19 protein-coding genes and 6 pseudogenes are annotated in these 25,642 nt (G+C 68.5%); 7 read left to right on the forward strand and 18 right to left on the reverse strand.

The window, feature by feature from the left end; genetic code table 11:
- Nucleotides 1-6: 6 nt before the first annotated feature.
- Entirely contained in the window at nt 7-414 is a 408-nt protein-coding gene (locus ACIPEK_RS33545) for a maleylpyruvate isomerase N-terminal domain-containing protein (RefSeq protein ID WP_402003972.1), read from the reverse strand.
- A 43-nt stretch (nt 415-457) separates the two neighbouring features.
- Between ACIPEK_RS33545 and ACIPEK_RS33550 the strand changes: the two are divergent.
- Nucleotides 458-717 (forward strand): annotated as a pseudogene (locus ACIPEK_RS33550) (Tn3 family transposase); the annotation flags it as partial.
- A gap of 62 nt (nt 718-779) precedes the next feature.
- Here ACIPEK_RS33550 and ACIPEK_RS33555 read toward each other — a convergent pair.
- The gene (locus ACIPEK_RS33555) at nt 780-1,703 is read right to left on the reverse strand and encodes a LysR family transcriptional regulator (protein ID WP_402003974.1); all 924 of its coding nucleotides are present in this window, start codon (nt 1,701-1,703) and stop codon (nt 780-782) included.
- Nucleotides 1,704-1,774: 71 nt separating this feature from the next.
- On the opposite strand from ACIPEK_RS33555, the gene ACIPEK_RS33560 reads away from it, so the two are divergent.
- On the forward strand, nt 1,775-2,428 hold the full coding sequence (locus ACIPEK_RS33560; RefSeq protein WP_402003976.1) for a maleylpyruvate isomerase family mycothiol-dependent enzyme: 654 nt from the start codon (nt 1,775-1,777) through the stop codon (nt 2,426-2,428).
- 324 nt (nt 2,429-2,752) lie between these two features.
- A complete protein-coding gene (locus ACIPEK_RS33565) occupies nt 2,753-3,256 on the forward strand; it encodes an anthrone oxygenase family protein (protein WP_402003979.1) in 504 nt (167 codons plus the stop codon).
- Nucleotides 3,257-4,058: 802 nt separating this feature from the next.
- Here the strand turns inward: ACIPEK_RS33565 and ACIPEK_RS33570 are convergent.
- From ACIPEK_RS33570 to ACIPEK_RS33595, 6 genes and pseudogenes are all read right to left on the reverse strand, one after another.
- Nucleotides 4,059-4,874, reverse strand: a complete 816-nt coding sequence (locus ACIPEK_RS33570; protein WP_402003982.1) for an ABC transporter ATP-binding protein — start codon at nt 4,872-4,874, stop codon at nt 4,059-4,061.
- Nucleotides 4,871-5,944 (reverse strand): FecCD family ABC transporter permease, encoded by a 1,074-nt coding sequence (locus ACIPEK_RS33575; RefSeq protein WP_402003984.1) that lies wholly within the window; start codon nt 5,942-5,944, stop codon nt 4,871-4,873. The genes ACIPEK_RS33570 and ACIPEK_RS33575 overlap by 4 nt, the downstream gene beginning before the upstream one ends.
- Nucleotides 5,945-5,946: 2 nt before the next feature.
- Nucleotides 5,947-7,011 carry an ABC transporter substrate-binding protein gene (locus ACIPEK_RS33580; RefSeq protein ID WP_402003987.1) on the reverse strand — a complete coding sequence of 355 codons (1,065 nt, stop codon included), beginning with the start codon at nt 7,009-7,011 and terminating at the stop codon, nt 5,947-5,949.
- A gap of 172 nt (nt 7,012-7,183) precedes the next feature.
- Nucleotides 7,184-7,411 (reverse strand): annotated as a pseudogene (locus ACIPEK_RS33585) (hypothetical protein); the annotation flags it as partial.
- Between the two features lie 138 nt (nt 7,412-7,549).
- On the reverse strand, nt 7,550-8,941 hold the full coding sequence (gene hydA / locus ACIPEK_RS33590; RefSeq protein ID WP_402003990.1) for a dihydropyrimidinase: 1,392 nt from the start codon (nt 8,939-8,941) through the stop codon (nt 7,550-7,552).
- 186 nt (nt 8,942-9,127) lie between these two features.
- Nucleotides 9,128-9,595: pseudogene (locus ACIPEK_RS33595) on the reverse strand (amidohydrolase family protein); the annotation flags it as partial.
- Nucleotides 9,596-10,784: 1,189 nt separating this feature from the next.
- On the opposite strand from ACIPEK_RS33595, the gene ACIPEK_RS33600 reads away from it, so the two are divergent.
- Together ACIPEK_RS33600 and ACIPEK_RS33605 are read left to right on the forward strand one after the other, a co-directional pair.
- On the forward strand, nt 10,785-11,921 hold the full coding sequence (locus ACIPEK_RS33600) for a right-handed parallel beta-helix repeat-containing protein (RefSeq protein ID WP_402004087.1): 1,137 nt from the start codon (nt 10,785-10,787) through the stop codon (nt 11,919-11,921).
- Nucleotides 11,869-12,476, forward strand: a pseudogene (locus ACIPEK_RS33605) (transposase); the annotation flags it as partial. The gene ACIPEK_RS33600 and the pseudogene ACIPEK_RS33605, both read left to right, overlap by 53 nt.
- Nucleotides 12,477-12,632: 156 nt before the next feature.
- On the opposite strand, the gene ACIPEK_RS33610 reads toward ACIPEK_RS33605, so the two are convergent.
- Together ACIPEK_RS33610 and ACIPEK_RS33615 are read right to left on the reverse strand one after the other, a co-directional pair.
- Entirely contained in the window at nt 12,633-14,012 is a 1,380-nt protein-coding gene (locus ACIPEK_RS33610; protein WP_402003993.1) for an NAD-dependent succinate-semialdehyde dehydrogenase, read from the reverse strand.
- Between the two features lie 13 nt (nt 14,013-14,025).
- Nucleotides 14,026-15,720 carry a thiamine pyrophosphate-dependent enzyme gene (locus ACIPEK_RS33615; protein WP_402004090.1) on the reverse strand — a complete coding sequence of 565 codons (1,695 nt, stop codon included), beginning with the start codon at nt 15,718-15,720 and terminating at the stop codon, nt 14,026-14,028.
- A 736-nt stretch (nt 15,721-16,456) separates the two neighbouring features.
- On the opposite strand from ACIPEK_RS33615, the gene ACIPEK_RS33620 reads away from it, so the two are divergent.
- On the forward strand, nt 16,457-16,903 hold the full coding sequence (locus ACIPEK_RS33620; RefSeq protein ID WP_402003996.1) for a hypothetical protein: 447 nt from the start codon (nt 16,457-16,459) through the stop codon (nt 16,901-16,903).
- Nucleotides 16,904-16,935: 32 nt separating this feature from the next.
- On the opposite strand, the gene ACIPEK_RS33625 is transcribed toward ACIPEK_RS33620, so the two are convergent.
- The 7 genes and pseudogenes from ACIPEK_RS33625 to ACIPEK_RS33655 form a co-directional block, all read right to left on the reverse strand.
- On the reverse strand, nt 16,936-17,853 hold the full coding sequence (locus tag ACIPEK_RS33625) for a LysR family transcriptional regulator (protein ID WP_402003999.1): 918 nt from the start codon (nt 17,851-17,853) through the stop codon (nt 16,936-16,938).
- Nucleotides 17,854-18,030: 177 nt separating this feature from the next.
- Nucleotides 18,031-18,279, reverse strand: coding sequence for a hypothetical protein (locus ACIPEK_RS33630; RefSeq protein WP_402004002.1), 249 nt, complete (start codon nt 18,277-18,279; stop codon nt 18,031-18,033).
- 95 nt (nt 18,280-18,374) lie between these two features.
- Nucleotides 18,375-19,658, reverse strand: coding sequence for an aspartate aminotransferase family protein (locus tag ACIPEK_RS33635; protein WP_402004005.1), 1,284 nt, complete (start codon nt 19,656-19,658; stop codon nt 18,375-18,377).
- The gene (locus ACIPEK_RS33640) at nt 19,655-20,497 is read right to left on the reverse strand and encodes a nitrilase-related carbon-nitrogen hydrolase (RefSeq protein ID WP_402004008.1); all 843 of its coding nucleotides are present in this window, start codon (nt 20,495-20,497) and stop codon (nt 19,655-19,657) included. Before ACIPEK_RS33640 ends, ACIPEK_RS33635 begins: the two co-directional genes overlap by 4 nt.
- 608 nt (nt 20,498-21,105) lie before the next feature.
- Nucleotides 21,106-22,098 (reverse strand): phosphotransferase family protein, encoded by a 993-nt coding sequence (locus ACIPEK_RS33645; RefSeq protein ID WP_402004011.1) that lies wholly within the window; start codon nt 22,096-22,098, stop codon nt 21,106-21,108.
- A gap of 441 nt (nt 22,099-22,539) precedes the next feature.
- A pseudogene (locus tag ACIPEK_RS33650) lies at nt 22,540-22,785 on the reverse strand (hypothetical protein); the annotation flags it as partial.
- 248 nt (nt 22,786-23,033) lie between these two features.
- On the reverse strand, nt 23,034-23,552 hold the full coding sequence (locus ACIPEK_RS33655) for a hypothetical protein (protein ID WP_402004014.1): 519 nt from the start codon (nt 23,550-23,552) through the stop codon (nt 23,034-23,036).
- Nucleotides 23,553-23,958: 406 nt separating this feature from the next.
- On the opposite strand from ACIPEK_RS33655, the pseudogene ACIPEK_RS33660 reads away from it, so the two are divergent.
- A pseudogene (locus ACIPEK_RS33660) lies at nt 23,959-24,309 on the forward strand (aminotransferase); the annotation flags it as partial.
- A 21-nt stretch (nt 24,310-24,330) separates the two neighbouring features.
- On the opposite strand, the gene ACIPEK_RS33665 reads toward ACIPEK_RS33660, so the two are convergent.
- Nucleotides 24,331-25,545 carry an RNA-guided endonuclease InsQ/TnpB family protein gene (locus ACIPEK_RS33665; RefSeq protein WP_402004017.1) on the reverse strand — a complete coding sequence of 405 codons (1,215 nt, stop codon included), beginning with the start codon at nt 25,543-25,545 and terminating at the stop codon, nt 24,331-24,333.
- Between the last annotated feature and the right edge of the window lie 97 nt (nt 25,546-25,642).

The raw sequence follows: 25,642 nt of genomic DNA on the forward strand, positions 1-25,642 counted from the left end.
ATGGTCTTAGAAGTCAAACGCGCACAGGTCGGCCATGGTGTGCAGGGGATACGTCCCCAAGTCGAGGTAGGGCGCCTGCGCGGAGGCATACGGTTCGTTCTGCAGCGTGTCGAAGAGCATCAGGGCTTCGGTGGAGACGCGTTTGAAGTCCTTGAGCACGTCGTCGGGAGCCCGAGCGGCCTTCTCGGACACGTGTACGTCGTTGAGCCGCTCAATACCGAGGCCGGTGTCCAGTTCGCCTCTGGCCGCGGCCATCAGGATGCCCATCAAATCCGCTATGTGAGTGGCAACGTCCTTGACTGACCAGCCGGTGGCGGCGCTCGGGGCAGCCCATTCGTCGCCACTCAGCAGCGGCAGCACCGCCCGGACATCGTCGATAGTCGCCCGCAGGCCGGCCATGCCTTCCAAACTCATCCCATCCACCCCCTCGGACGTGAACGGCGCATGCGGGTAAATTCAGCTCGGCTCACTCGGACTCGTCCTGAACGCCCTCGTGATCTGGATGGACCGGTACATCGACGTCGCCGTCGTCCAGCTCCGCGCCGAGGGCCACGACATCAAGGACGAGGACGTCGCGCGGCTGTCCCCGCTCAAGTACAAGAACCTCAACGTCCTCGGCCGCTGCAGCTTCACCGCCTCCCCCTCGCGAGGGGGAGGCCATTGCGCGATCCGGACGCGGTCGAACTTGACGATGACGACGAGGGGACAGAGGGCTGAAAGACCGTTTGAGCCATCTGCGGTCATGGCGTCCTGTTGTTTCCCGCTGTTTGGCTCAGCCATCAGCCGGTCTCTGGCGCGGTGAGTCTTGTACGCAGCAGGTTCAGGAAGACGGTGGCTGCGGGGCTCGAGGGGCCGTCCGTCCGCCAGGTCAGAGCGACCCGTCCGCGTAGCTGCGGTTGAGTGATCTCCAGCGTCCGCAGCCCGAAAGCTGACGTCGCACCGGCGGGGAGGGCCGGAACCACTGCTACACCGAGACCGCGGGCAGCGAGCTGTGCAAGGAACAGCGGAGCGGCCGCCTCGAAGGCGATGCGGGGCTGGAACCCCGCCTGCGCGCACGCGCGGTCGAGTACCCCGCGCAGCCCTGTGCCACGCGGCAGACTGATCAGCGGGCGATCGCGGAGCTCGGCCACCGGAATGCTCGTGCGGTCCGGGGGCATGAGGGCGGGGTCGTCCGGGGCGACGGCCGCGACCAGGGGTTCGTCGACCAGGACCTGGATGGAGATGCCCTGTGGGGGTTCGTCGTCCGCGAGTCCGATCACGGCGATGTCGAGTTCCCCGCGATTCAGTGCGGTGAGCATCCGCTCCGATGTGTCCTCGATCAGGGCGATCTCGACCTGGGGGTGGTCCTCGTGGAAGCCGGCCAGGACGGCGGCAAGGTCGAACTCATGGGCTGCCGCGGCTGCGCCCGAGACGAGGCCGAGGGTGACCTGGCCGCGGAGCAGCCCGGTGAACTCGTCCGCAGTCTGCCGTACCGCTTCGACGGCGCTGAGCGCGGCCCGCGCGTACGGCAGTACGGCCTCGCCCACCTCCGTCAGGGTCACCGACCGGCCGGAGCGGTCGAGCAGCGGATGCCCGAGTTCCTTTTCGAGCTGCCGGACTTGGGCGCTCACACCTGGCTGCGCCAGGTGCAGCCGGGCAGCGGCGCGGGTGAAGTTGGCTTCCTCCGCCACCGTGACGAAGTACCGCAGCTGCCGAATGCCCATAACTGATCATTCTAGCTGCGAGACATACAAACTCTTGGACTTATGGCGGAGCTGCCGAGACCCTTGAGGCCATGGGGAACACGACGTACCGGAGACCAGCGACGGACATCAGAGCCGCGATCGCGGCCGAACGCCGGGAGTTGGCGGCCATGCTGGACGGCTTGTCGGCCGATGAGTGGGACGCTCCGACCCTGTGCGTGGGGTGGCGGGTACGGGAAGTTGCGGCCCACATGACGATGGGGTTTCGGTACTCGCTCTCCAAGATGGCGGTGGAACTGGTCAGATCGCGAGGCAACCTCCATCGGATGACCGATCGATGCGCTCACAAGGACGCGGCCGCCTATTCGACGCGTGAGCTCGCCGCATTCCTCAGTGACAACGCGGATCACCCCTGGAGGCCGCCGGTCGGCGGGATCGAGGCGGCCTTGGGCCACGATGTCATCCACGGTCTGGACATCGCGGTCGCGCTGGGCCTCGGCCGCCGGGTTCCCGAAGACCGCTTGCGCATACTCCTCGAGAGCGTCAACGCCAGGACCCTCAGGTTCTTCGGAGCCGACCTCAACGGCATCGAACTCCGTGCCGACGACCTCGACTGGTCCTTCGGTACCGGAACGCCTGTGTCCGGCGCCGCACAGGACCTCCTCCTGCTCGCATACGGCCGACGGCTCCCCCCGGGGCACCTCCGCGGCGCACTGCACGATCGCTTCGTCGCTGCGCAGGCGTGACTGCGCTAGTCCGTGGGCGGTCATCTGTACGCCTGCCGGCCAACGACGACATCGCAGGCAGCAACCCGCCCGCCCTGCGCCGCGCCGCGCCGCAGAACCAATACCGGTCGAGTCCCCCGAACCTCCGCACCGGACAGTCGGAGAACTGTCACGGTCGTGGCCGTGACCGGCTGTCACGCCAGGTGGTCGCCGACCTGCGGGAACACGACGACTGCCTGTGACCATGCGGCACCACCGGTCTGTCTCTGGACTTCCAACACCGCCACCACTCAGGACGTCGAACGGACCTGGTCCCATAGCACCCATGTACTGGAGCCAACGAACATGCGCATCCGACTCTTCCAGGGACTCGCCCTGCTTGCCACCGGCCTCCTCGCCGGCGCATTCGGTTACGGTGCGGCCAACCTCGTCCCCACCTTCAATGCCGTACCGCTCGACATGCGGCTGTCATTCCACACCGAACTGATGAAGATGAACGGCATCACCATGCAGGCGGCGATGGCCGTGTCGACGCTGAGCTCCCTCACTCTCGCGACCCTGACACGCGGCCGCGCCCGGCTGATCGCGGGTACGGCAGCTCTGCTGACCTTCGCGTCCTTCCTGATAACCCGGTTCGGCAATGTGCCGATCAACGGCCGAATCAAGGAATGGGCGCTCACCTCGGCTCCGGCCGATCACGCGGAGATCCTGCGGCGCTGGGAGCTGTTCAACAACCTGCGCACGCTCACCGCCCTCACCGCGTTCGCTCTGCTGATCATCCTCTCCCTGAGGCAACCGCTGGCCGACCACGCTGCTCCGCACAAGCAGCTGCAAACCACATCGGCCTGAACACGGTCAGGGCCCGACTGGGGCGGTGGCGGGCTTGCGGGCTGCCCATGCCGCCGTGTGCGGAGATCGCCGCACACGGCGACTCTCACAAATGACCGTTCATGAGAACCGGTCGGGACCATGGAGCCATTCGCCAAGCTTCACGGTCCAGTCCTGGCCGACATCGCGTTCACCGTTCCAAGCGTGCGCTGCTCGGCACTGGAGGGGACAGTTCCGGGGGCGTCTGCCGGCCGGGCCTGCGGCAGGGAGACTTTTGATCATCTCGCCGTTGAGCAGGATCACCAGACAACCGCAGCCGCCGCAGTACTCGACCTCACCTTCGAACGTGCGGTGGCGGGACCTGAGTGTCCACCACCGCTCTTCGCCTGAAATCGGCTCAAGGCAGACGGGGCGGTGCTCCCCCGGCGGCGTGACCGCGCGTGTGGGTGCACGCACCCCACCATCACGTCATGACCTGGGAGGGTGCTTCAACCGTTACATCGGTGTGCCGGAGGCGGGCCCTTGCCGTCGGGCAACGGCGTTCCACCGATGCCCCAAGACCACATGCCAGGCTTCGCGCGGTGATGCCTCTCGCCAGGCGAGAGGGATCTCCCAGGGATCGCGGATCCGGTGGAACGAAAGGCACACCCGGGCGGTTCGCGTATTCGGGGAGGGTGCCAGCAGTGTTCCGAGTGGCTTTCCTTGGCGAGCCCGTCTGCGGTGCGGCACCATCGCACGTTCGGGCATCCTTGTCCATTAAACGCCAAGCTGAGTACGCGAAGAGGCTGGGCAGGACACGTAGCCATCCCGCCCAGCCTCTTCGTCATCCGCCCGCGTGAGTCTCCGCGGCCACGGGCGGCCCCGCCGGGGCCGGCGTCCGGTGGTCGAAGGCGATCAGCGGGTCCCCAGTCAGCGGGTGGTCGACCACCGCCGCCCGCACCCCGAACACCTCTGCCATCAGAGCGGGCGTGAGGACTTCGCGGGGCGGACCGGAAGCCACCACGGCTCCGGCGTGCAGCACGTGCAGCCGGTCGCACACGGCGGCGGCGGCGTTGAGGTCGTGCAGCGACACGAGTGTCGTACGGCGCTGGGTGTGCAGCAGGGCGAGCAACTCGACCTGGTGGCGGACGTCGAGGTGGTTGGTCGGTTCGTCCAGGACCAGGACGTCGGGGTCCTGTGCGAACGCCCGTGCCAGCAAAACGCGTTGGCGCTCGCCACCGGACAGGGCCGTGAAGCGGCGTCCGGCGTACCCGTCCATGCCGACGTCGGTGAGGGCACGGGCGACAACGTCACGGTCGGTGGCGCTCTCCCCGGCGAAGGCCCGCTTGTAGGGCGTACGGCCCATGGCGACGACCTCGCGCACGGTCAGCTCGAAATCGCTGCCCCGCTCCTGCGGAAGAGCGGCCACATGACGGGCCGACCGGGCCGGGGTCATCTCCCGGATGTCGGTCCCGTCCAGCAGCACCCGCCCGGCCGCCGGCTTCAGATGCCGGTAGACCGTGCGCAGGAGCGTGGACTTGCCGCTGCCGTTGGGCCCGACAAGGCCCGCGATCTCGCCCTCGGCCGCGATCAGGTGGGCGCCGGACACGACCGTGCGGCCGGCGTAGGCGACGTGCAGGTCCTCGATGTCGATCCTCAACTGCCGCTCCCCAGGCGCCGGTCCAGCAGATACAGCAGGGTTGGAGCCCCGATGAGCGAGGTGACCACGCCGACCGGCAGCTCCTGCGTGTCCATTGCCGTACGGCAGACGATGTCGACCACGACCAGCAGCAGGGCGCCGAACAGTGCCGAGATGGGCAGCAGGCGGCGGTGGTCGCCGCCGATGACCAGGCGGCAGACATGCGGCACCATCAGCGCGACGAAGGCGATCGCGCCCGAGACCGCGACCAGGACACCAGTCAGCACGCTGGTCACCGTGAACAGTTCGCGGCGCAACCGCGTCACATCGATCCCGACGCCGGCCGCCGTCTCGTCGCCCATCAGCAGGGCGTTCAGGCCGCGGGCGCGGGCCTGGAGCCAGAACCCGGCGGCCACAACCGCGACCGCGGGCACCGCGAGCAGCTCCCAGTTCGCCCCGCTGAGGCTGCCCATGAGCCAGAACAGCACGCTGTGGGTCTGCTGCTCGTCCCCGGCCCGGAGCACCAAGTAGCTGGTGAATCCGGACAAGAACTGCCCGATCGCTATCCCGGCCAGGACCAGCCGGAGAGGGGCGAAGCCCCCGCCGCGGCGAGCGACCGCCCACACCAGCGCGAAGGTGACCAGTGCGCCTGCAAAGGCGGCACCGGACAGGCCCAGCCCCAGCGCCCCGCCCGCCCCGAGGCCGAGCACGATGGCAGCGACCGCCCCGAGGGAGGCACCGTTGGAGATACCCAGCAGGTAGGGGTCGGCCAGCGGGTTGCGCACCAGCGCCTGCACCGCCGTACCGACCAGACCGAGTCCGGCACCGACAAGCGCGGCCAACAGGGCCCTGGGCACGCGGAGTTGCCACACGATGAGGTCGTCCGTGCCGGGGCGCGGCGTCTCTCCGGACAGCCGGCGCCACACCGCGCTCCACACCTCGCCGGGCGGGACGGACGTCGAGCCCCAGGCCACGGCAGCCGTCAGCGCGGCCAGGAGTGCCACGCCCAGGACGGCCGCCAGCGGTCCGGCGGGCAGACCGGCACGCGCCTCTACCGTGGTGGCCTTCCGGCGCACCAGCGTGAAGGCCACGGTCAGCCGACCTTGCCCGGGTGGAGCGTCTTGGCGATCGTCTCCACGGCGTCGGCGTTCTCGACGCCCACGATGGTGGTCTGCTCGGAGCCGATGCGCAGGAAATGGCCCTCCTTGACCGCCTTCAGCCCCTTGGTGGCCGCGTTGGACTTCAGCCACTGCTCGGCCTCGTCGAACGCCTTGTCGTTCGCCGCCCCGCTGCCCCGGTTGCGGACCCCGAGCTGGATCCAGTCCGGGTTCTTGGCGATGACGTCCTCCCAGCCGACCTGCCTGTAGTCGCCGTCGCAGTCGGCGAAGACGTTGCGGGCGCCGGCCAGGGTGATGACTGCGTTGGCGACCTGGCGGTTGCAGACGACGGTGGGCTGCTTGGTGCCGGTGTCGTAGTCGAAGAAGAAGTACGTGGGCCGCGCGCTCTGCGCCGTGGCGCCGACCGCCTGCTGGACGGCGTCCGTCTTCTCCTTCATCTCTGCGACGAGTTCCTTGGCCTTGGCGCTGGTGCCGGTGACCGCGCCGAGGGAGGTGATGTCGGCCTCGACCGCCGAAAGGTCGGTCACGGCGCTCTTGCTCGTCGCGGCGCAGGCGGTGGACTTGAGGTAGATGTGCCTGATCCCGGCGGCCTTGAACTCCTCCCCCGTCGGCGCGTCCCCCATCCCGCCGCCCATGTTCATGTTGGCGAAGGTGTCGATGTAGAGGTCCGCGCCGGAGCCGAGCAGCTTCTCCTTCGGGATGACGGTGTCGCTGAGCGCCTTCACCTTCTGCGCCTGCGCGTCCAGGTCGTCGGGCAGGGTCCCCTTGCCCGGCGGGAAGCCGGTGCCGATCACCTCGTCACCGGCGCCGAGACGGAGCAGCAGCTCCAGGCTGGATGCATTGCTGGTGACGATCTTCTTCGGGGCGCTGGGGAAGGTGGTTTTGGCGCCCATGCAGTCGGTGACGGAAACGGGGTAGCCGCCAGAGACGGCCTTCCCGGCACTCTCGTCCGCCCTGTCCTTCCCCCCGCCGCCGCAGCCGGCTGCCAGCAGGCCGCCCAGCACGACGGCCGCCGTACCGCCCCACACACGAGAACGCATCGAACAACTCCCGGATCCACTCGGCACGCGGGCGATCCTCCGTCACCCGGTCCAGTAGTCGGGACGAACGCGCCCTGAGTTCCCGGCCAGTCGGAGATCGGACTCGGGTGAACCGCTCGCGGTACTCGCGCGGCGAGACACGCAGCACCCGCAGGAAGGCGTGGCGCAATGTGGCTTCCGTACCGAAGCCGGCCTGCCGCGCCATCGCCTCCTGGCTGTCGGCCGTCTCGGTCAGCAGCCGGGACGCGAACGCCACCCGGACCTGCTCCACGAACTCCTCGCGTGCGTCGACCTTTGCCTTCGGGTGCCGACGGGCCAGTTCATCGGCGTACTGCCAGTGCGTGGCCGTCGTACGCCCGTCGAGGAGCCCGGCCCCGGCGAGGAGGAAGGCACCGTGCACACCGAAACCAAGCGCCGCGCCCGGGTCACCAGGCCGTTGATCGCGTCGGCGGTCTCCGGGCCGACCAGCGGGATCCGGAGGACTCTCTGCCGAGGCACCATTCGAACAGGAGAACGAGGGATTTCGCCGCGAGACATCTCAGTTCGCGAACTGACAGATTCCACGCGGGAGATACGCCCCGTGCCCCGCGTGGCCCACATAGGAGCGCTTGTCGATCACCGGAACACCGCGTGACAGCACCGTCTCCACCCGCCCCGTCACCTGTTTGCCTTCGTAGGCCGAGTAGTCGACGTTCATGTGATGCGTCTCGGCGGACATGATCTGCTCAGCATGCGGGTCGTAGATGACGATATCGGCATCGGCCCCCGGAGCGATCGTGCCCTTCTTCGGATACAAGCCGAACATCCGGGCCGGCGCCGCACAGGCGATCTCAATCCAACGACGGCGGCTGATATGCCCGTCCACCACGGCCTGGTGCAGCAGTTCCACGCGATTCTCGACACCCGGCATGCCATTCGGAATCTTCGAGAAGTCCCCACGGCCCATCTCCTTCTGTCCCTTGAAGCAGAACGGGCAATGGTCCGTGGAAACCACCTGCAGATCATTCGTCCGCAGCCCACGCCACAGCGCCGCCTGATGCTCTTTCGGACGCAGCGGAGTGGAACAGACATACTTCGCGCCTTCGAATTCAGGCTCTGCCAGATTGTCGGTCGACAGGAAGAGGTACTGCGGGCAGGTCTCACCGAAAACCGGAAGGCCCTCGTCCCGAGCCCGCGCCAATTCGGCGACGGCCTCTTGCGCGGACACGTGCACCACGTAGAGAGGAGACCCCGCCACCTGGCTCAGCTTGATCACTCGATGCGTCGCCTCCGCCTCAAGGAGTGCCTTCCGGACTTCACCGTGGTAGCGCGGGTCCCTCTCACCACGTGCCAGCGCCTGCTCCACCAGCACGTCGATGGCGAGACCATTCTCCGCGTGCGTCATCACCAGCCCTCCATTCGAGCCGGCGCGCTGCATGGCCCGGAGAATCTGACCGTCGTCGGAGAGAAAGACCCCCGGGTACGCGGTGAAGAGCTTGAACGAAGTGACGCCGGCCGAGACGAGCGTGTCCATTTCCTTGAGCGAGGACTCGTTCACGTCGGACATGATCATATGGAACGCGTAGTCGATCGCGCACTTTCCATCCGCTTTCTCATGCCACGCATCGAGCCCTTCACCAAGCGATCCGCCCTTGGACTGGATAGCGAAATCGATGATGGTCGTCGTGCCGCCCCAGGCCGCAGCCCGAGTTCCGGTCTCGAAGGTGTCGGAAGCGAACGTGCCGCCGAACGGCATCTCCATATGCGTATGGGCGTCGACACCGCCTGGAATCACGTACTTCCCCGCAGCGTCGATGACATGATCGGCCGTCCACTCATGACTGTCATGGGTGGCCATGGCCACGACGCGGCCACCGTCGACGAGCACGTCGACGTGCAACTCGTCGGAGGCCGTGATGACCAGGCCACCGGTGATCAGAGTGCGTGCCATAGCTTCTGCTCCCTTTACGTCGAATACGGGGTACTCGCTCGTGATCCGTTCCGTATGCCCGATACGCCCGATGGGGCGCCGTCGGCGGGACAGATGAGGCGACTCTGCCCTACCGACCGGCCGAGATAGGCGTGTTCCTGCAGGTCAGGCACCTACTCGGGCTGAACATCCCTGGTCACCCGAGCCAATGAAACCCTTGAAGGAGGTGACGCCCTCCGACACCAGCAGGTCCATCTCCTTGAGCGAGGGCTCGTTCACATCGGAGAGGATCACGCGGAAGGCGTAGTCGACGGCACAGTTGCCGTCGGCCTTCGCGTACCAGGCGTCGAAGCGGACCGCGTGGCCCACGGACTGGATGGCGAAGTCGACGCACGTGGTCGTGCCGCCCCAGGCGGCCGCGCGGGTGCCGGTCTCGAAGGTGTCGGCGGCGTAGGTGCCTCCGAACGGCATCTCCATGTGCGTATGCGCGTCGACACCGCCGGGGATGACGTATTTTCCGGTGGCGTCGATCCTCCGGTCGGCGCTCCAGCTCTCGGCCTCGTCGGTGTCGTGCGCCACGAGGGCGGCGATGCGGCCGCCCTCGATGAGTACATCGGCATGGATTTCGTCGGACGCGGTGATGACGAGACCACCGTGCATGACGGTGCGGCTCATGTACCCCTCCTCACTGTGGCGGAATGGGTCTACGCACGTAGACAAGGTGCCTGGTGAAGAACGTAGAAGTCGGTTACCCACTGTGGCAATACCGCTGCGGCTAACCGCTGAAGACGTTTCTGTTTCATCCGCCTGGCACTCCACCGGCCCACAGTGCGCCGCGGTGGACGCGAACACTTCGAAACCCTGCAGGAAGGGCAGGTTGGTGGGGAGCGGGGGGAGTTCGGTGGTGGTGGGATCCGGGGGCTCCCCAGGCTCCTCGGGCTCGCAGTCCTCGCCGTACTCGCCGGGGAAGCCCGGATGACCCGGGAAGCCGGGTTCATGAACGCCGGGCACGCCCGCACCGTGGAACTCCGCCACGGATGCGCAGTCACACTGTTTCGCGTTCCAGCCCTCTGCAGTCCGCCCCCTGGCCTCCTCGGACGGCGCGTAGAACTCCTCGCCCAGCACCCGCGCCCACATCGACTCGGCACCGGCACGGCCCTCGGAGGCGCGGTGGAAGGCCACCTGGCAGCGGCCGCAGCAGGAGACGCGGACGGCGGGGCGGGCGCCCTGGTGCGACCTGTCCGCCCAGCACGCGGCCCCCGCGGCGCTGGGCGCGTCGAGGATGCCATGGGTGCGTGCGGCCTTGATGTCATGCGCTACGCCGGGCAAGGCCGGCAATGCGCGGACCGGCCCAGGTTTTCCCTCAGCTTGAAGGCGTACGGCATCGGCGGCAGAGGGTGCGAGCTCGCGCGGAGGGTGCACACGCACAGAGAGCACGTCACTCAACGCCACGATCCGGTACGGATTGCAATCAAAGCTCGAGAGGTCCCTTTCGATGAACAAACGCTGGCCCGCTTACCTCCTGGCGGGGGTGCTCGGCGCAGTGGCCCCGGTGCTGGGGGCCGCGCCTCCGGCCGCCGCCGCGACCGTCATCAACGTCGCGACCACCGGGGCCGACACACCCGGGTGCGGCTCGGTCGCCGCGCCGTGCGCATCGATCCCGTTCGCCTACAACGAGGCCGCCCCTGGAGACACCATCAGGGTGCAGGCAGGCACCTATGTCATGACCACTCCTTTGGTCATCCGGAAGGCAGACCTGCATCTCGAAGGCGCCCAGGCCGGCGTGGACGCCCGCACCCGCACCCCCGGCGGCCCGGGTGAGACGGTCATCACGACCACGCTCAACACCCCGATCCAAGAGGACATGTGGATCGCCCAGGCCAACGGGGTGTCGATCGACGGTTTCACCTTCACCGGCAACGCCGAAGGCGCGGGGGTGAGCACCAGCGAGAACTTCAGCGGCTACCAGGTCGAGAACAACATCTTCTCGAACAACCTCAAGGGATTCGCCCCGTCCTCCAACGGCGCGATCCCCTCGGTCTTCCAGCAGAACCTCTTCATCAACAACAACGCCACACTCCACCCCGGAGCACAGGGCAACGGGGTCTTCACCTTCCGGCCCCTGACGAACGCGACGTTCTCGCACAACACATTCCAGGACAACGGCAACGCGCCGATCAATATCGCCGGAGGTGAAGTCCCCGGGGCAACAAAGAACATCACCATCGACGACAACAACATGGACGGCGAGTTCCCGGTCGTCTTCGTCGCTGTCTCGGACGCCGTCGTCACACGGAACAGCATGATCGGCGGCTTCAGCGGTGTCCAGGTGTCCGGCGCCTGCCACAACATCACGATCACGCACAACACGATCGCCGACAAGACCCACGGCGGCGTCCTGCTCTTCACCGGGTTTGCTGCGGTGACGAACACGAATATCACCGTCGAGGACAACACCATCGAGCGGACCGGAACGTTCACCGGCCGTTTCGGCGTGGAAATCTCCGACACCAGTGGCGTCACCTTGCGCAACAACCGCATCATCGACTCCGGTCACGATGCCATCGGCTTCACCCTGCGCGGCCAGACGACACCCAGTTCCGGTGCCGTGATCAGGCAGAACACCATCACCAGGTCGGGTGGCTCCGGCATCTTCGTCGCGGACGGCGCCTACAACGGGCCGATGACGGTCCAGTACAACCGGATCGTCGACAGCGGCTCCGGGCAGGGCCTGGTCAACAACGATCCTGCCGCGGACATCGACGCACGGTTCAACTGGTGGGGCTGCAACGACATGCCGAACGGCCCGAGCTGCGATCACGTGGCCGGGACGGCGGTCGGGCAGATCGACTTCCAGCCCTGGCTGGTCCTGACGATCCACTCCGTGCCCGCCGACATCGCAGCCGGGCAGCAAGCACAGATCACCGCCGGCCTGCAGAACGAATTCAGCGGCGGCACGCCGTCCGGTCCGTTCTTCCGTGGTGCGCCATCCCACGCTTGAGCAGGACGGAACGTTGCGCGCAGGGGCCGAGGTCGCGGAGCCGACCGGTCTGATCGATCCGGCCGGCTACCCGGGCGGCACCCGGATCACCGTCCGGCACGAGCGCCCCCGTCCCGGCGCACAGCTGTCGCTGTTCGATCTGGACGAGGGCATGCGCCACCAGGTGTTCCTCACGGATACGCCCTAAAGCCAAGGCTCCTTGCAGCAGCTTGAGGTCCGCCACCGCGCACATGTCCGCGTCAAGCACCGCATTCGCTGCGGCAAGGCGACCGGATTCGGCCGCTTCCCTTCCCGCCACTCCCAGGTCAACGCCGTCTGGCTCGGCTGTCCCTGACCGCCATCGATCTGCCCGCCTGGACCCGCGTCCTGCTGCTGGACGGCGAGTTGGCCACCGCCGAGCCCAAGAGACGCCGCTACCGGATCCTGCACGCCGCCGCCCGCATCACACGCGGCGGGCGGCGATCGCACCTGCGCATCGCCGTGACCTGGCCTTGGCGCCATGAGCTGACCGCCGCCTTCGCCCGCCTCGCGATGCTGCCCCGACCGGTCACCTGACCCGTCGCACCGCCCCTGCCCACCCACGCCCCGAGGACCCACGGAGCACCCGGCCAGTGCGCTGGGCCCTCGGCATGCCCACCCACCACCAAGCACCCGCCTACCACCGCCAGTGCAATCAACCCAGCTCAGCAGCACAGAACTGAAACGCGGCGGCTAGCGCTTGACGCGGATCAGCTTCTTGTTGGCGAACTCGTCCATGCCGTACCTGCCGAGTTCACGGCCGATCCCGGACCGCTTGATCCCTCCGAAGGGGAGCTCGGCGGCGGTGCCGGGGGCGTCGTTGATGTACACCATCCCGGCTTCCAGGCGGTCGGCGACTCGCAGTGCGTGCTCCTCGTCGTCGCACTGGACAACCGCGCCGAGGCCGTATGGGCTGTTGTTGGCGAGCGCGATCGCCTCTTCCTCGTCGGCCACTCGGTGGATGAGGGCGACGGGGCCGAACAGTTCCTCGTGGAAGGCGCGCATCCGGTCGGTCACCCCGGTGAGGACCGTCGGCTCGTACCAGGCGCCGGGGCGGTCGATGCGGTGGCCTCCGGTGAGGACCGTCGCGCCGTGTGCCACCGCGTCGTCGACCTGGGCGGCGAGACTCTCGGCGGCGGCGACGGAGGAGAGCGGGCCCAGGAAGGTGGCGGGGTCGGTGGGGTCGCCGGGCTCGACCGCCCGTACCTCGGCGGTGAACTGCTCGACGAACTCGTCGTGCTGCTCGTCGAGGACGATGATGCGCTTGGCTGCGTTGCAGGCCTGGCCCGCGTTGCCGAACCGGCCGATGAAGGCCTGCTGGACGGCGCGGGTCAGGTCGGCGCCGCCGAGCACGAGGAAGGGGTCGGAGCCGCCGAGCTCCAGTACGACCTTCTTCAGGTGCCTTCCGGCGATCTCGGCGACCGCGGCCCCCGCCCGCTCGGAGCCGGTCAGCGAGACGCCCTGCACCCGCGGGTCCGCGATGACGTCGGCCACCTGCTCGTCGGAGGCGAAGAGGTTGATGTAGGCGCCCTCGGGCAGGCCCGTGTCACGGAAGATCTGCTCCACGGCGAGCGCGGACGCGGGACACTGGGGGGCGTGCTTGAGCAGGATGGTGTTGCCCAGCATCAGATTGGGCGCCGCGAACCGGGCGACCTGGTAGTAGGGGTAGTTCCACGGCATGATCCCCAGGAGCGGCCCGACCGCCTCCTTGCGGACGACGGCGGTGCCGCCCGCGACGACGGCCAGTTCCTCGTCGGCGAGGAAGGCGGCGCCGTTGTCGGCGTAGTAGCGGTAGATCGACACGACGATGTCGATCTCGATCCCGGCCTGTGTGACGGGCTTGCCCATCTCCTGAGTGATCAGGGCGGCCAGGTCGTCCCTGCGTTCGGCATGCAGGTCGGCGACGCGGTGCAGCAGGGCGGCCCGGTCCTCGACGGGGCGCCCGCGCCACTCGGTCTGCGCGGCGGCGGAGGCGGTCAGGGCCTGGGCGATCGATACGTCGGTGGCCTGTGGATAGTGCCGGACCGGTTCTCCGGTTGCCGGATCGACGATGGCGTACTGAGTGGTGGTCATGACGTGTACTCCCTTACGGCAGGGGGATGTTCTGGTCGACGACAACGTGGATGACGGCGGGCCTGCGCTCGTCGGACACAGCCTTGAGCGCACGCTCGACGGCCCCGGCCGCCTGGTCGTCGGCGGTGACGGTCTCGCCGTGGGCGCCGAAGGCACGCGCGTAGGCGGCGAAGTCGGGGTTGGCGAGCTGGGTGCCGCTGATCCGGCCCGGATAGTGGCGTTCCTGGTGCTCGCGGATAGTTCCGTACTGCCGGTTGTCCATCAGGATCACGAGAAAGGCCGCACCGTACTGCACTGCCGTGGCGATTTCCTGACCATTCATCAGGAACTCGCCGTCGCCCGCGATGGCGACGGTCAGCCGGCCGGGGCTCTCCAGCGAGGCGGCGAGGGCGGCCGGGACGCTGTAGCCCATGGAACCGTTGCGCATGCTGAGCTGGCTGGGGAAGACCCGGGTCGGCAGATAACGCTGGGCCCAGATGCAGTGGTTGCCGGCGCCGAAGGTGTAGACGGCGCCGTCGGGGAGCCGTTCGACGAGTTCGGCGACGACGCTCGTCATGTGCGCGGTGCCGGGTGCGGTCGCCGGGAGCCCGGCGCCGGTGCGGGCCTCGGCGGGCAGTGCGGCGTGCCGGGCCTGCTCCTCGCGGGCCTCGGCGGTCCACTGCGTCCAGTCGGGGTGACCGGTCAGGTCGAGGCCGGCCAGGGCTTCGGTGAAGGGGTCGGGGGCTGCGAGTATCTGCCGGGTGAGGGCGCCGCTGCGACCACGCAGGGTGGCGTCGATGTTGGCGACGACGGTGGTGGACGACGGGGACTGGCGCAGCGTGTAGCCGTCGCTGGGCACGTCGGTCAGTACGCCGCCGACGCAGAGCAGCAGGTCGGCCTCCTCGACCCGGCCGGCCAGCGAGTCGAGCCGCCCGTATCCCAACTGGCCTGTATTGACCGGCGAGTCGAAGGGCACCCTGTCGGAAGCCCGCCAGTCCTGGGCGACCGGAATGCGGTGGCACTCGGCGAAGGCGGTGAGCCGGGCGGCGGCGCGAGGGGTCCAGCGGGGGCCGCCGGCGAGGATGAGCGGACGCTCGGCGCGGACGAACATCTCACGCAGCGCGTCGAGTTCGGCGGGGGCGACGCCGCCGTCCGTCACCGGGACGACCGGGTGGAGCTGCGGCGGTGCGGGGCGGGTGATGATGTCCTCGGGCAGCCCGACGACGACCGGCCCGGGACGGCCCGAACGGGCGGCGAAGAAGGCCTCGGCGACCAGTTCGGAGGCGCGCTCCGGCTGGTCGAGGAGGAGGACGCGCTTGGCCTGCGTACCGAACCAGGCACGCGGGTCGAAGTCCTGGAAGGCCTCACGGTCGCGGTGGTCGCTCGGGATCAGGCCGACGAACAGAACGAGCGGTGTGGCGTCCTGCCAGGCGGCGTGGACGGCCACATAGGCGTTGGCGGCGCCGGGGCCGCGGGTGACCATGGCGACGCCGGGCTCACCGGTGAGCTTTCCGTGCGCCTCCGCCATGTAGGCGGCGCCGCCCTCGTGGCGGCAGACGACGGTGGTGATGTCGGAGTCGTGCAGCCCGTCGAGGACGTCGAGGTAGCTCTCGCCGGGGACGGCGAAGACACGCCGGACCCCGTGCAGGGCAAGGGACTCGACGATGGCGTGACCGGCGGAGCGGGTGCGGGCGCGGTCGGTGCCGGGGCGTGCGGAAGCGGGTGACATGACGGTCACGGACGGGTCCTTCGGGGAGGTGCGGCGCAACTGCGGATACGGAAGCGCTCGGCAGGTCCCCCAGTATCGGAAGGCATCGGTCATGCCGTCCAATACACAAATAGCAGCCCGATCATAACCATTGAGCATGAAAGCAAGGTGGCGAACGTGCCACCGGGCGAGGGAATCTGCCGGGCGGCACGGAACCGGTCCGGGCCGTGGATGGGTCCGCGGCCTTGCTTCGGCCCCGTGATCAGAAATGGACTCATCGTGTCGGCCGTGGCCTGCGCCTCCATCGCCGCAGCGGCTCTGGGGCGCGGGCGGCCGGCCCTTCGGACGGATGGCAACAGGTCGGGACCGGTATCCAGGGCGGCGTCAGCGGCATGGCTCTGGCCGAGGGCGCCCCCGTGGAGCCGAACCGGGCCGATGCCGTCATCGTGCGGGACAACAAGGGGGATGGCGAGAGCCGGGTGGCCACTGTGCGGCTGAGGCCCGGCAGAGCGCCCGTGACCACCGAACTGCCCTGGCTCGGTGTACTGCCGAAGGACTTGGAGGCGCTCGACGCGGTGCCCGGCCGCGCCGGCCACTACATCGCCCTGGCCAGCAACGGCGACGCGTACCACATCCGTGTGGCGAACGGCCGGGCGACCGTTCAGGGCGATCCCGTCACCGTGCCGGACAGGCACGACGGCGACAGCTACGAGAGCTTCGCGTTGCACCGCGACAGGTCGGGCACGGTTTTCGCCGTGTGGGCCACCGCGGCAGCGGCGAGCGGAAGGCGGTCGTACGCGCCGCTTCGGCAAGGATCGGCACATTCAGCCTCGGCTTCGGCTCTCCCACCGCGCGGCAGGAGTTCGCCGTACCGTTTCCGAACGAGGACGAGGTGCGGCACATCAGTGACCTGAAGGTCCTGGCGGACGGGACCGTCCTCGTGTCGTCGGCATCGGATCCCAACGTGGACGACGGACCGTTCAGCTCCGCGGTCTACAACGCCGGATGGCTCGCCGTGAACGGCGCGCACCATGCCGTTCTGCGACTGAGGAAGACGGACGAGCTCACCCCGCTGCGGCGCTTCACCAAGCAGGACGACCGCAAGATCGAGGCGATCGCGTTCCTGCGCGCCGGGCGGGCCATCTGGGGCACGGACGACGAGAACCACGGCGGCTGGGTGAAGTTCGACCGCCTCACGCCGTAGCTTCCGCGAATCCGCACGCTTTCGCGGAACTGTCAGGGCCGCGGGGGCGCCGGGATCACGGCGTCCCCCTGTCCCACGAGAAAGTCCCGCAGTCGCACCGCCGTCGCGCGAATGGTGTCGGCCGCGAAGTGCCCCGGCAGCCAGGCGACATGGAGTGGTACCTGAAGCACCTCCCTGCGCCCGGCTCCTTCCACCGTGATCCACAACGCATGCGCCCCGTACCGCGGCAGATCCGTGCTGACCCCGATCCCGTGCCCGGCCACTGCGAGCGCCTCCACGGTCGGGCCGTCCTCGCATTCGGTGAGTCGCTCGGGTGCGAGATGTGCCGCGCCGAGCGCGGTGTCGAGCACGGCGCGGCTGACGCTCGAGCGCGAGTGGGCGAACAGCCGGTCGCCGCAGATCTCGGCGAGGCCGATCTCCGTGCGACCCTCCTCGGCCCAGGGGTGGTCGGGGGCGACATGCGCCTTCAGCGCGGTGCCGCCGAGGTCGACGGTCTCGAAGCCCTCGACCATCGGCGTCGGGGACACGATGAAGTCCGCCTCGTCCAGGAGTTCGTCGTTGAGCGCGAAGTGGCCGGCCTGCCGGGTGATCAGCGGCGGATCGTCCGGGCCCGTCGTGGCGATGAACGGCGCGAGGAAGCCCCGGATGGTGGCCGCCGTCGCGGCGACCGTCAACTGCGCGACCCGCCCGGAGCGGAGCCCCTCGACCGCGGCCTCCATCTGGCGGGTCTCCGCGATGACCCGACGGGCAAGGGGGACGAAGGCGCGTCCGGAGGCGGTCAGCACCAGCCGGTTGCCGCGCGGCTCGAAGAGCGTCATCCGGACCTCGCGCTCCAGCGTCTTGAGCTGACGGCTCAGTCCCGGCTGGGCGACATGGAGGGTGGCAGCGGCGGAAGTGATGGTCCCGGCCTCGACGACGGCGAGGAAATAGAGGAGGCGCCGGTAGTTCATCGGCCGATGATAGCGACACCGTCAGATAACGAAATGATGACGGGTCCGGTCCAAATGTTGGGTGCGATTCATGCGCTCGTCCCTTACGCGGCGCGGTCCGATCACCACCGACGGCGAGTCTCGGACGCATCACCGGACGCCCCCGATGCCTGGTATCCACTGACCGATCCGGGAAGATCAGGTGTCGCTGCCGTGCTCCGCGCCTGCGGTGCTGACCGCCGCCACCATCGCCGCCGTCGCACTGCCGCTCGCCACCACAGCCGCCCACGCCCAGGAGTCCACAGCTGCCGCCCCGTACGCCTGTCTGCCGTCCGGTACCGAGCAGGCCAAGACCCGGCGTCGGCGTCGGCTGCCGATGCGCCGGGCCTGGCGGTGGACGGGAGAGGGAGGGTGTTCTCGGGCGTGGTGGCGCTCCTGGGCGGACACGGGGGTGCGATGGCTGCACGGGGGTGCGATGGCGACCAAGCCACACAGCCGCGTACCGGCCGCCGCCCACACCCCCGTCGCTCATCCGTCGCTTCTCATGCCACCGATCGAAGGGCCTCGGCCAGGATCTCCGCACCCTCCTCCGCCTCCGGGATGGTCAGCGAGAGCGGCGGTGCGATCCGCAGCACGCTGGTGTTGTGGCCGCCGCCCTTGCCGATGAGCAGGCCGCCCTCCCTGGCTGCTTCGAGTACGGCGGCGGCCGCCTCCGGGTTCGCCTCGTCGGTGCCGGGCTTCACCAGCTCGATGCCGATCATCAGTCCCCGGCCGCGCACCTCCCGTACACACTCCGAGGCCGCGCCGATCGCACGCAGCCGCTCGATCAGCAGTCCGCCGACTCGCCGGGCGTTGCCCTGCAGATCATGTTCGAGGAGGTACGAGAGGTTGGCGAGGCCGGCCGCCATGGTGACCGGGGAGCCGCCGAAGGTCGAAATGGAGTTGGCGTCGAGGCAGTTCATGACGTCGGCGCGAGCCACGACACCGCCGATCGACATGCCGTTGCCGATGCCCTTGGCGAAGGTGAGGATGTCCGGCGGCCCGTTCTCGCCGTGCGCCTGCCAGCCCCAGAAGTGTTCGCCGGAGCGGCCCCAGCCGGTCTGCACCTCGTCGGAGATCCACAGGATGCCGTGGCGGTCGAGGACCCGGCGGAAGGCCGCGTACAGGCCGTCCGGCGGTGAGGTGAACCCGCCGACGCCCTGGATGGGTTCGGCGATCAGGGCGGCGGGCTCGCGGGTGTGGCCGAGCAGGTCCTCCAGGTCGGCGACGCAGGCCGCGATGAACTCCGCGTCGCCGAGGTGCGCGTACGGTCCCCGGGTGCGGACGCCGCCGTGCACGTAAAGCGTCTGCAGCGGCGACAGATTCGTGGGCGACCAGGCGCTGTTACCGGTGATGGAGACCGCGGAGAAGGATCTGCCGTGGTAGCTGTTGCGCATCGCGAGGATCTGGTTCGACCTGCGGTACGTGGTGGCGAGCAGCAGGGCAGTGTCGTTGGCCTCGGTGCCGGAGGTGGTGAAGAAGACCCGGGCGTCCGGGATGCCGGACAGCGTGGCGATGCGTTCGGCCAGCTCGACCATCGGCCGGTTGAGGTAGAGCGTGGAGGAGTGGATGATCCGCCCGGCCTGCTCGCTGACCGCCTTGGTCACCTCGGGCAGGGCGTGGGCAGTCATGGTCGTGAGGATGCCGCCGAAGAAGTCGAGGTAGCGCCTGCCGTCTGCGTCCCAGACATGGCGGCCCTCCCCGTGGGTGATCTCCAGGGGGTTCTTGTAGTAGAGCGCCAGCCAGTCGGGGCTGACGGCGAGATGGCGTCGGTGCAGGCTGCTCACGGCTCCACCAGTCCTTCGTACGCGTCGGGTCGGCGGTCCCGGTAGAACGCCCACTGCTGGCGGACCTCGTCGATGAGCCCGAAGTCGAGGTCACGGACGAGGAGTTCCTCCTCCTTGTCGCTGGCGACCTCGCCGACGAACTGGCCGCGCGGGTCGACGAAGTAGCTGGTTCCGTAGAAGTCGTTGTCGCCGTACTCCTCCTGGCCGACGCGGTTGATCGCGGCGACGAAGTACTCGTTGGCGACAGCGGACGCGGGCTGTTCCAGCTGCCAGAGATAACTGGACAGGCCGCGCGAGGTGGCGGACGGATTGTACACCAACTGAGCTCCGTTGAGCCCCAGTTGACGCCAGCCCTCGGGGAAGTGCCGGTCGTAGCAGATATAGACACCGACCTTGCCGACGGCGGTGTCGAAGACGGGCCAGCCGACGTTTCCGGGCTTGAAGTAGTACTTCTCCCAGAACCCTTTGACCTGCGGGATGTGATGTTTGCGGTACTTGCCGAGATAAGAACCGTCGGCGTCGATGACGGCGGCGGTGTTGAAGTAGAAGCCGGACTGTTCGATCTCGAAGACCGGCACGACGATCACCATGCCGGTCTCGCGGGCGAGTTCCTGCATCCGCCGGACGGTCGGCCCGTCCGGGACGGCCTCGGCCCAGCGGTAGTGCTCGGGTTCCTGCACCTGACAGAAGTAGGGGGCGTTGAACACCTCCTGGAAGCCGATGATCTTCGCGCCCCGGCGGGCTGCCTCGCGCGCACGCTCCTCATGCTTGGCGATCATGGATTCGGTGTCGCCGGTCCAGGTCGCCTGGACGAGTGCGGCGCGTACGACTTGGGACATGAGCTGCTCCTTCGACGCGGCGTCAGAGAGCCTCTACGCGTTTCTACGCCCGTAGACACGTGCGTAGAGGAGAACGTAAGCCCCGTCACACAGCGGGGCAAGACCATCGCCGTGAACCGGCGGAGTCGATCATGTTTCACACCCGTGCGGTCCACACGTTCATTCGCTTTCCGGCTCGGAGAGCAGACGCCATGATGGCAAAACTTGTCGACGAGGGGCCGCTCGCCGCGCCGGTCTGCGCGATTCCGCCGTCCGTCGGGCCTGGCCGAAGATGAGAAACGGGATGAATTGCATCGGCTGCAACATTCCGCAGGCGACCAGTTCTCCATCTTTTCGGGTCAGTTGAGTGCGTGTACCCAGGGGTTGGTTCACCAGCGCCGGTGAACTGCAGGCCTGCGCATGGACGCAATAATATTGCGTTTGATACGACATGCGGGTGGTCACTCAGGCACCGGGCTCGGCGCGTCTCGTGCTGATGGCCGGCGTCGTCCACTTGGACCCGGCGCCCGCTGTCGTCCGCGCCATGAAGGAGGGGTGGGCCCGGCAACAGACAGCCCGGTTCTTGCAGGAGTCGACGAGTGCTCCGCGCGGTCCTGCGCATCCCAGGGCTACACCAACGGCAGGAGCGCCAGCGCCTCTTTCGCGTTGTGCTCGGCGATCCCCTGCATGAACGCCCGGTCGGGGAAGTCACCGTCGAGGAGACGCAGCGGACCGGCCACCAGCGACAGACGCATCGCGAGCATATAGAGGTCGAGCCGCTGCGGGTCGAGACCGTGCCGGGCCAGTGCGGTATACCGCTCGCCGAAACGGAGCTGGAGGAAGACGTGCTCCCACTCGACGTCGAAGTACATCAGGCCCTCGATGTCGATCAGGACGGGGTGACCGTCGGCGTCGACCAGAACGTGGTCGGGTCCGAGTTCTCCGTGGATCAGCCCGTATTCCGTGCGAGGGCTCACCCGATCGGCCAGCTCCTGCAGACGGTCGCGCAATGCGGCGCCGGCTGCCGCGATGCGGCGGTCGCGCCCCGACGCCTCCTCAAGGTCCCGCAGTGCGCGGTCGAGGACCCGCCGCTCGCACGGGATCTCGGACACCGATCCGCCCCGCTCCAGCAGGTCCAGCCTGCCGTAGTGCTCGCCCTGATGCCGGTGCATCATCTCAAGGATCCCGGCGAGGTCGCCCAGGGCTCCCGCAGCGCGCGTGGGATCGGTCTCGAAGAGTGCTTCGAGCGTGCCGCCGGAGACGTCCTCGACCACGGCGACGTCCGCCGGATAGCGACGCCGGCTGTCATCCGCCAGAAGTATCCACGGAACCCGCGCCCCGAGGCTGTCCAAGCTCCGCTGCGCGGTCAGGAACGGGACCAGCCCGGAGGCGGGCGCGAACGGGTCAGCCGGGTCGGCCTCGCGCGCGCCTGGCCAGAAGTTCTCGGCTTCGGCCCAGCTGTAGACGATCACGCTCGGTGTGCGGGTTCCGTCAAGGCGGACCCGGTACACCCCTTTCTTGCTCCCCCCGCGCAACCGATCCACTGCGACGACGTGGCATCCCGCGCCCAGTGCGTCACGCACGAGCCCCGACAGGTCTTCGATGTCCGCGAATTGCCGCATCCGCAGAACCTACTGGAGACGGAGCAGCGCGTGCCACTGGATACCTCCTCCGCAGCCTCCGGCTGCCGAGGAACGACACACACCCAGGACACCTCCCAGCGACGACGAAGCAACGCCGTCTGCCCGCAACACACACCGTGCACGGACGGTGTCCGAAGCCCGGAAGCCCACGCCGGCGGTGGGGAATCACATGACATCGACAAGCAATCCCGGGTCGGTAACGATCGGCCCCTGCTGAAAGGATCACGCAGGCGCTGACGGAGCGCCGCACCGTGATCCGCCGCCCCGGCCAGTCACGAGTAGGAAAAAGCTGACACCGGACCAGCTCCGACTACGCGAGGAGTCGGCACGCGCTCGGGCGCAGATCATCTTCCGCCCTGCCGTCCCCGGTCCCGGCCCTCATCACATCGCCGAAGATGTAGACGAAGAGCAGCAGCATGACTTGGGCGTCCTGACGGTCAGTACGCCGCTCGCGTACGTGACCTCGGTCTGGTCGGCCGCCCGTAGGTCCTGGTCCCGCTTCGGGTCGCGGGGTCGCACCTGGACGACGGTGCCGAGACGGTCGCCCGCGGTGAACTGGATGGAACCGGCCTCCACGTGCGCGGTGACCGAGATCGGTTCGGGAGTGTCAAGAAGGCATGGCCGCCCCGTCCTCTTAGAGGGCGATAAGAGCCAGCTCGACCCAATTTACGCGATCACTCCGGAGGCTCACAGGGGGACTTACCGGACAGAACTCCCTCCAGCGAGGTGGGGAGTCACGGGTCGAAGCCCGCCAATGAGGTCGTCCACGCGAATTCCGCAGGCGGTAGCCCGCCATCAGGAGGGGCAGATCGGCACCAAGTCTGAGGAACCGGCTCTTATCGCCCTCTTAGGTCTCTGGGACGTCCCCGCCGGTGGGACGCGGTGTGGGTGAAGCGGTGCGGGCGGGGGCGCGGCTAGCGCACCCAGCCCGTGAAGCTCTGTCCGATGGTCCGGGTCTTCTCCGTCGTACGCGGCCGGGTGCCGCCGTCGACCGCAGCCGACACGGCGCGCACCAGCCACGCGTTGACCGACAGACCCTCGCGGCTCGCGGCCTCCTCGGCGCGGGCCTTGAGGTGGGCCGGCAGACGCAGGTTGACGCGGGCGGTGCCGCCCTCGTCACCGTCGGCCGGGACCGGGGTCTTGAACGGTTCGACGGGCGCGGCCGGCTCCGCGGGGGCGCCGCCGTCGGTGGGCGGCAGCGTCACCACGAAGTCGGGGTCGAGCCCGCGCAGGCGTACGTCGACCGAGCCGGGGGCGAGTTCACGGGTGATCTCGTCCATCGCGGCGGAGAGCGCATTGAGCATGGTCAGCCGGGCCGCCGACTCCAGGGGAGCGGTGAGCCTCTCGGCCAGCTCGCAGGCTTCGCCGCCGCCGGCTTCGGCGGCTACCGCGAGTTCGCGGCGGAGGGTGTCGACATACGGAGTAAGGTCCATGACGCCATCATGGCACCACGATGGCTCTATATACAAGCCGTGAGGTGACATCTCCGGACCGGCACCCGACGTAACCACCCTGACCTGCTAAAACATACTGCTGCCTACCTGAGTGATTGTGGCACCATGCGTGCTCATGCGCATTTGGGCGCGTGGAATGGCGCCAGGCGGCACCGGGTGACACCGGGTGGCGCCAAGCCGCGCCACCCGACGTCATGTGATGCCATGCGATGTCGCAAGCGGGTGGCCTGCCCCCGCCTCGCGGTCAGCCGCAGGGCCGAGCCCGCCCGAGGCGGCATGATCGGGCCCGCCCCGAGGCATCTCCGGTGGCCCCTGCGGAGCGGGCCGAGTTCGGTTACACACGGGACCTGGAGATCAGCGACTCGGTTCGACAGGACCGGCCCCGACGCCCGAGCGGCTCGCCTCGATGAGCGCCACCGCGCCCGACTTCCGGATCTTCTGGGACAACGCCTACGCCGCCCACCACCTCACCGACGAGCCCGTCGAGATCGCCGACCTGCTCGCCACCTGCATCGGGGCCGGGAACCCGGACCGGGCGTTCGCGTTCGGTTCCGCCTCGAAGATCACAGCGGCGGGCGCGGGCGTCGCCTTCTTCGGCTCGTCGCCCGCCAACGTGCAGTGGCCGCTCGACAACAACACCAAGCGGTCGATCGGCCCCGACAAGGTCAACCAGCTGCGGCACGTCCTGTTCCTCCGGGACGCCGACGGGGTGCGGGCTCACGTGACTCCTCCCCGCTCTGAAGAGCGGGGCTTCTCGCTATGCCGGTTGGGCTTCGCGACGGACCAGCCCGGCCCGTAGGACGTTGAGAGCCCCGACTGTGTCGGCGTGTGCGCTGTGGCCGCATGCGACGCAGTGGAACTTCTCCTGTGTGGGCCGGTTCTCCTTCGCGGTGTGCCCGCATTCGGGGCACGTACGGGAGGTGTTGCGGGGGTCCACGGCGATCACTTCCCGCCCGGCGCTTTCAGCCTTTGCGTGCAGGATCGTCAGGAACACCCCCCACCCGGCATCGTTGATCGAGCGGTTCAGCCCGGCCTTCGCGGCGGCACCGTTGGGCAGGAAGGTGCCTGGCCGGTCGGGGTCCGGCCTGGAGGCGGGGGCCCTGCTCATGTTGCGGATCTTGAGATCTTCGTGCGCGATGAAGTCGTGCGCGCGGACCAGGCCGAGGGCGGTCTTGTGCGTGTGGTCCAGGCGCTGACGGCGCACCTTGCCATGCAGTTTGGCGACCTGCTCCACGGCCCGCCGGTGGTTGGCGGTGCGGTCCTTCGCCTTGCGGCGCGGGAACCGGGACAGCGCCTGCTGGGCGGCTTCGAGCCTCGCGGCAGCGCGGCGTCCGTGCCTGGGGTTCTCCACGAACCCGCCGTTGGAGTCGGCGAGGAAGTTGGCGATGCCCAGGTCGATGCCGGCCACGCTGCCCGTTGGCGGCAGTGGCTCGGGCCGCTCCTGCTCGGCGGTCAGTACGACGAACCATTTGTGGCCCTCGCGCTTGACGCTGACCGTCTTGACGTTGCCCACTACGGGCCGGTGCTGGTTGACCTTGACATGTCCGACACCCTGCAAGCGCACGCGGGTGACAGGGTCGTGCGGGGTGGAATCCCAGCGGCAGCCGTCCCCGTCCTTCGGGAACTCCACCGTGTCGAACCAGTTCACCCCACGAAAACGCGGGTATCCAGGCGTCTCCCCAGCCTTGATCCGCCGGAAGAACGCCGCAAACGCCTTGTCCAACCGGCGCAAGGTCGCCTGCTGCGAGGAGAACGACCAACGCCCCTGACGCTCCGGGTCGAACGCCCGAATATCCTTCAACTGCGCCGACTGCATCCCGTACTTGATGCTCGTCTTCGATACATGACGGTAGGCATCACGCCGTTCCTGCAATGCGCCGTTGTAGAGCGAGCAGTGATCTCGCAGCATCTCACCGAGCGCCTGGCCCTGCCGGACGGTGGGCCGCATGAGGAACTTGTACGCACGAATCACCCAGCCACCCCCCTTCGGTCAGTCCGGTCAACATAGCTGGCGCCACTGACAACGCAGAGCACTCCGGCGCTCCGCGCCTCCGGTCCAAGGATCGCAT

The organism is Streptomyces sp. NPDC088246 (assembly GCF_044741025.1).
Classification (GTDB): Bacteria; Actinomycetota; Actinomycetes; order Streptomycetales; family Streptomycetaceae; genus Streptomyces.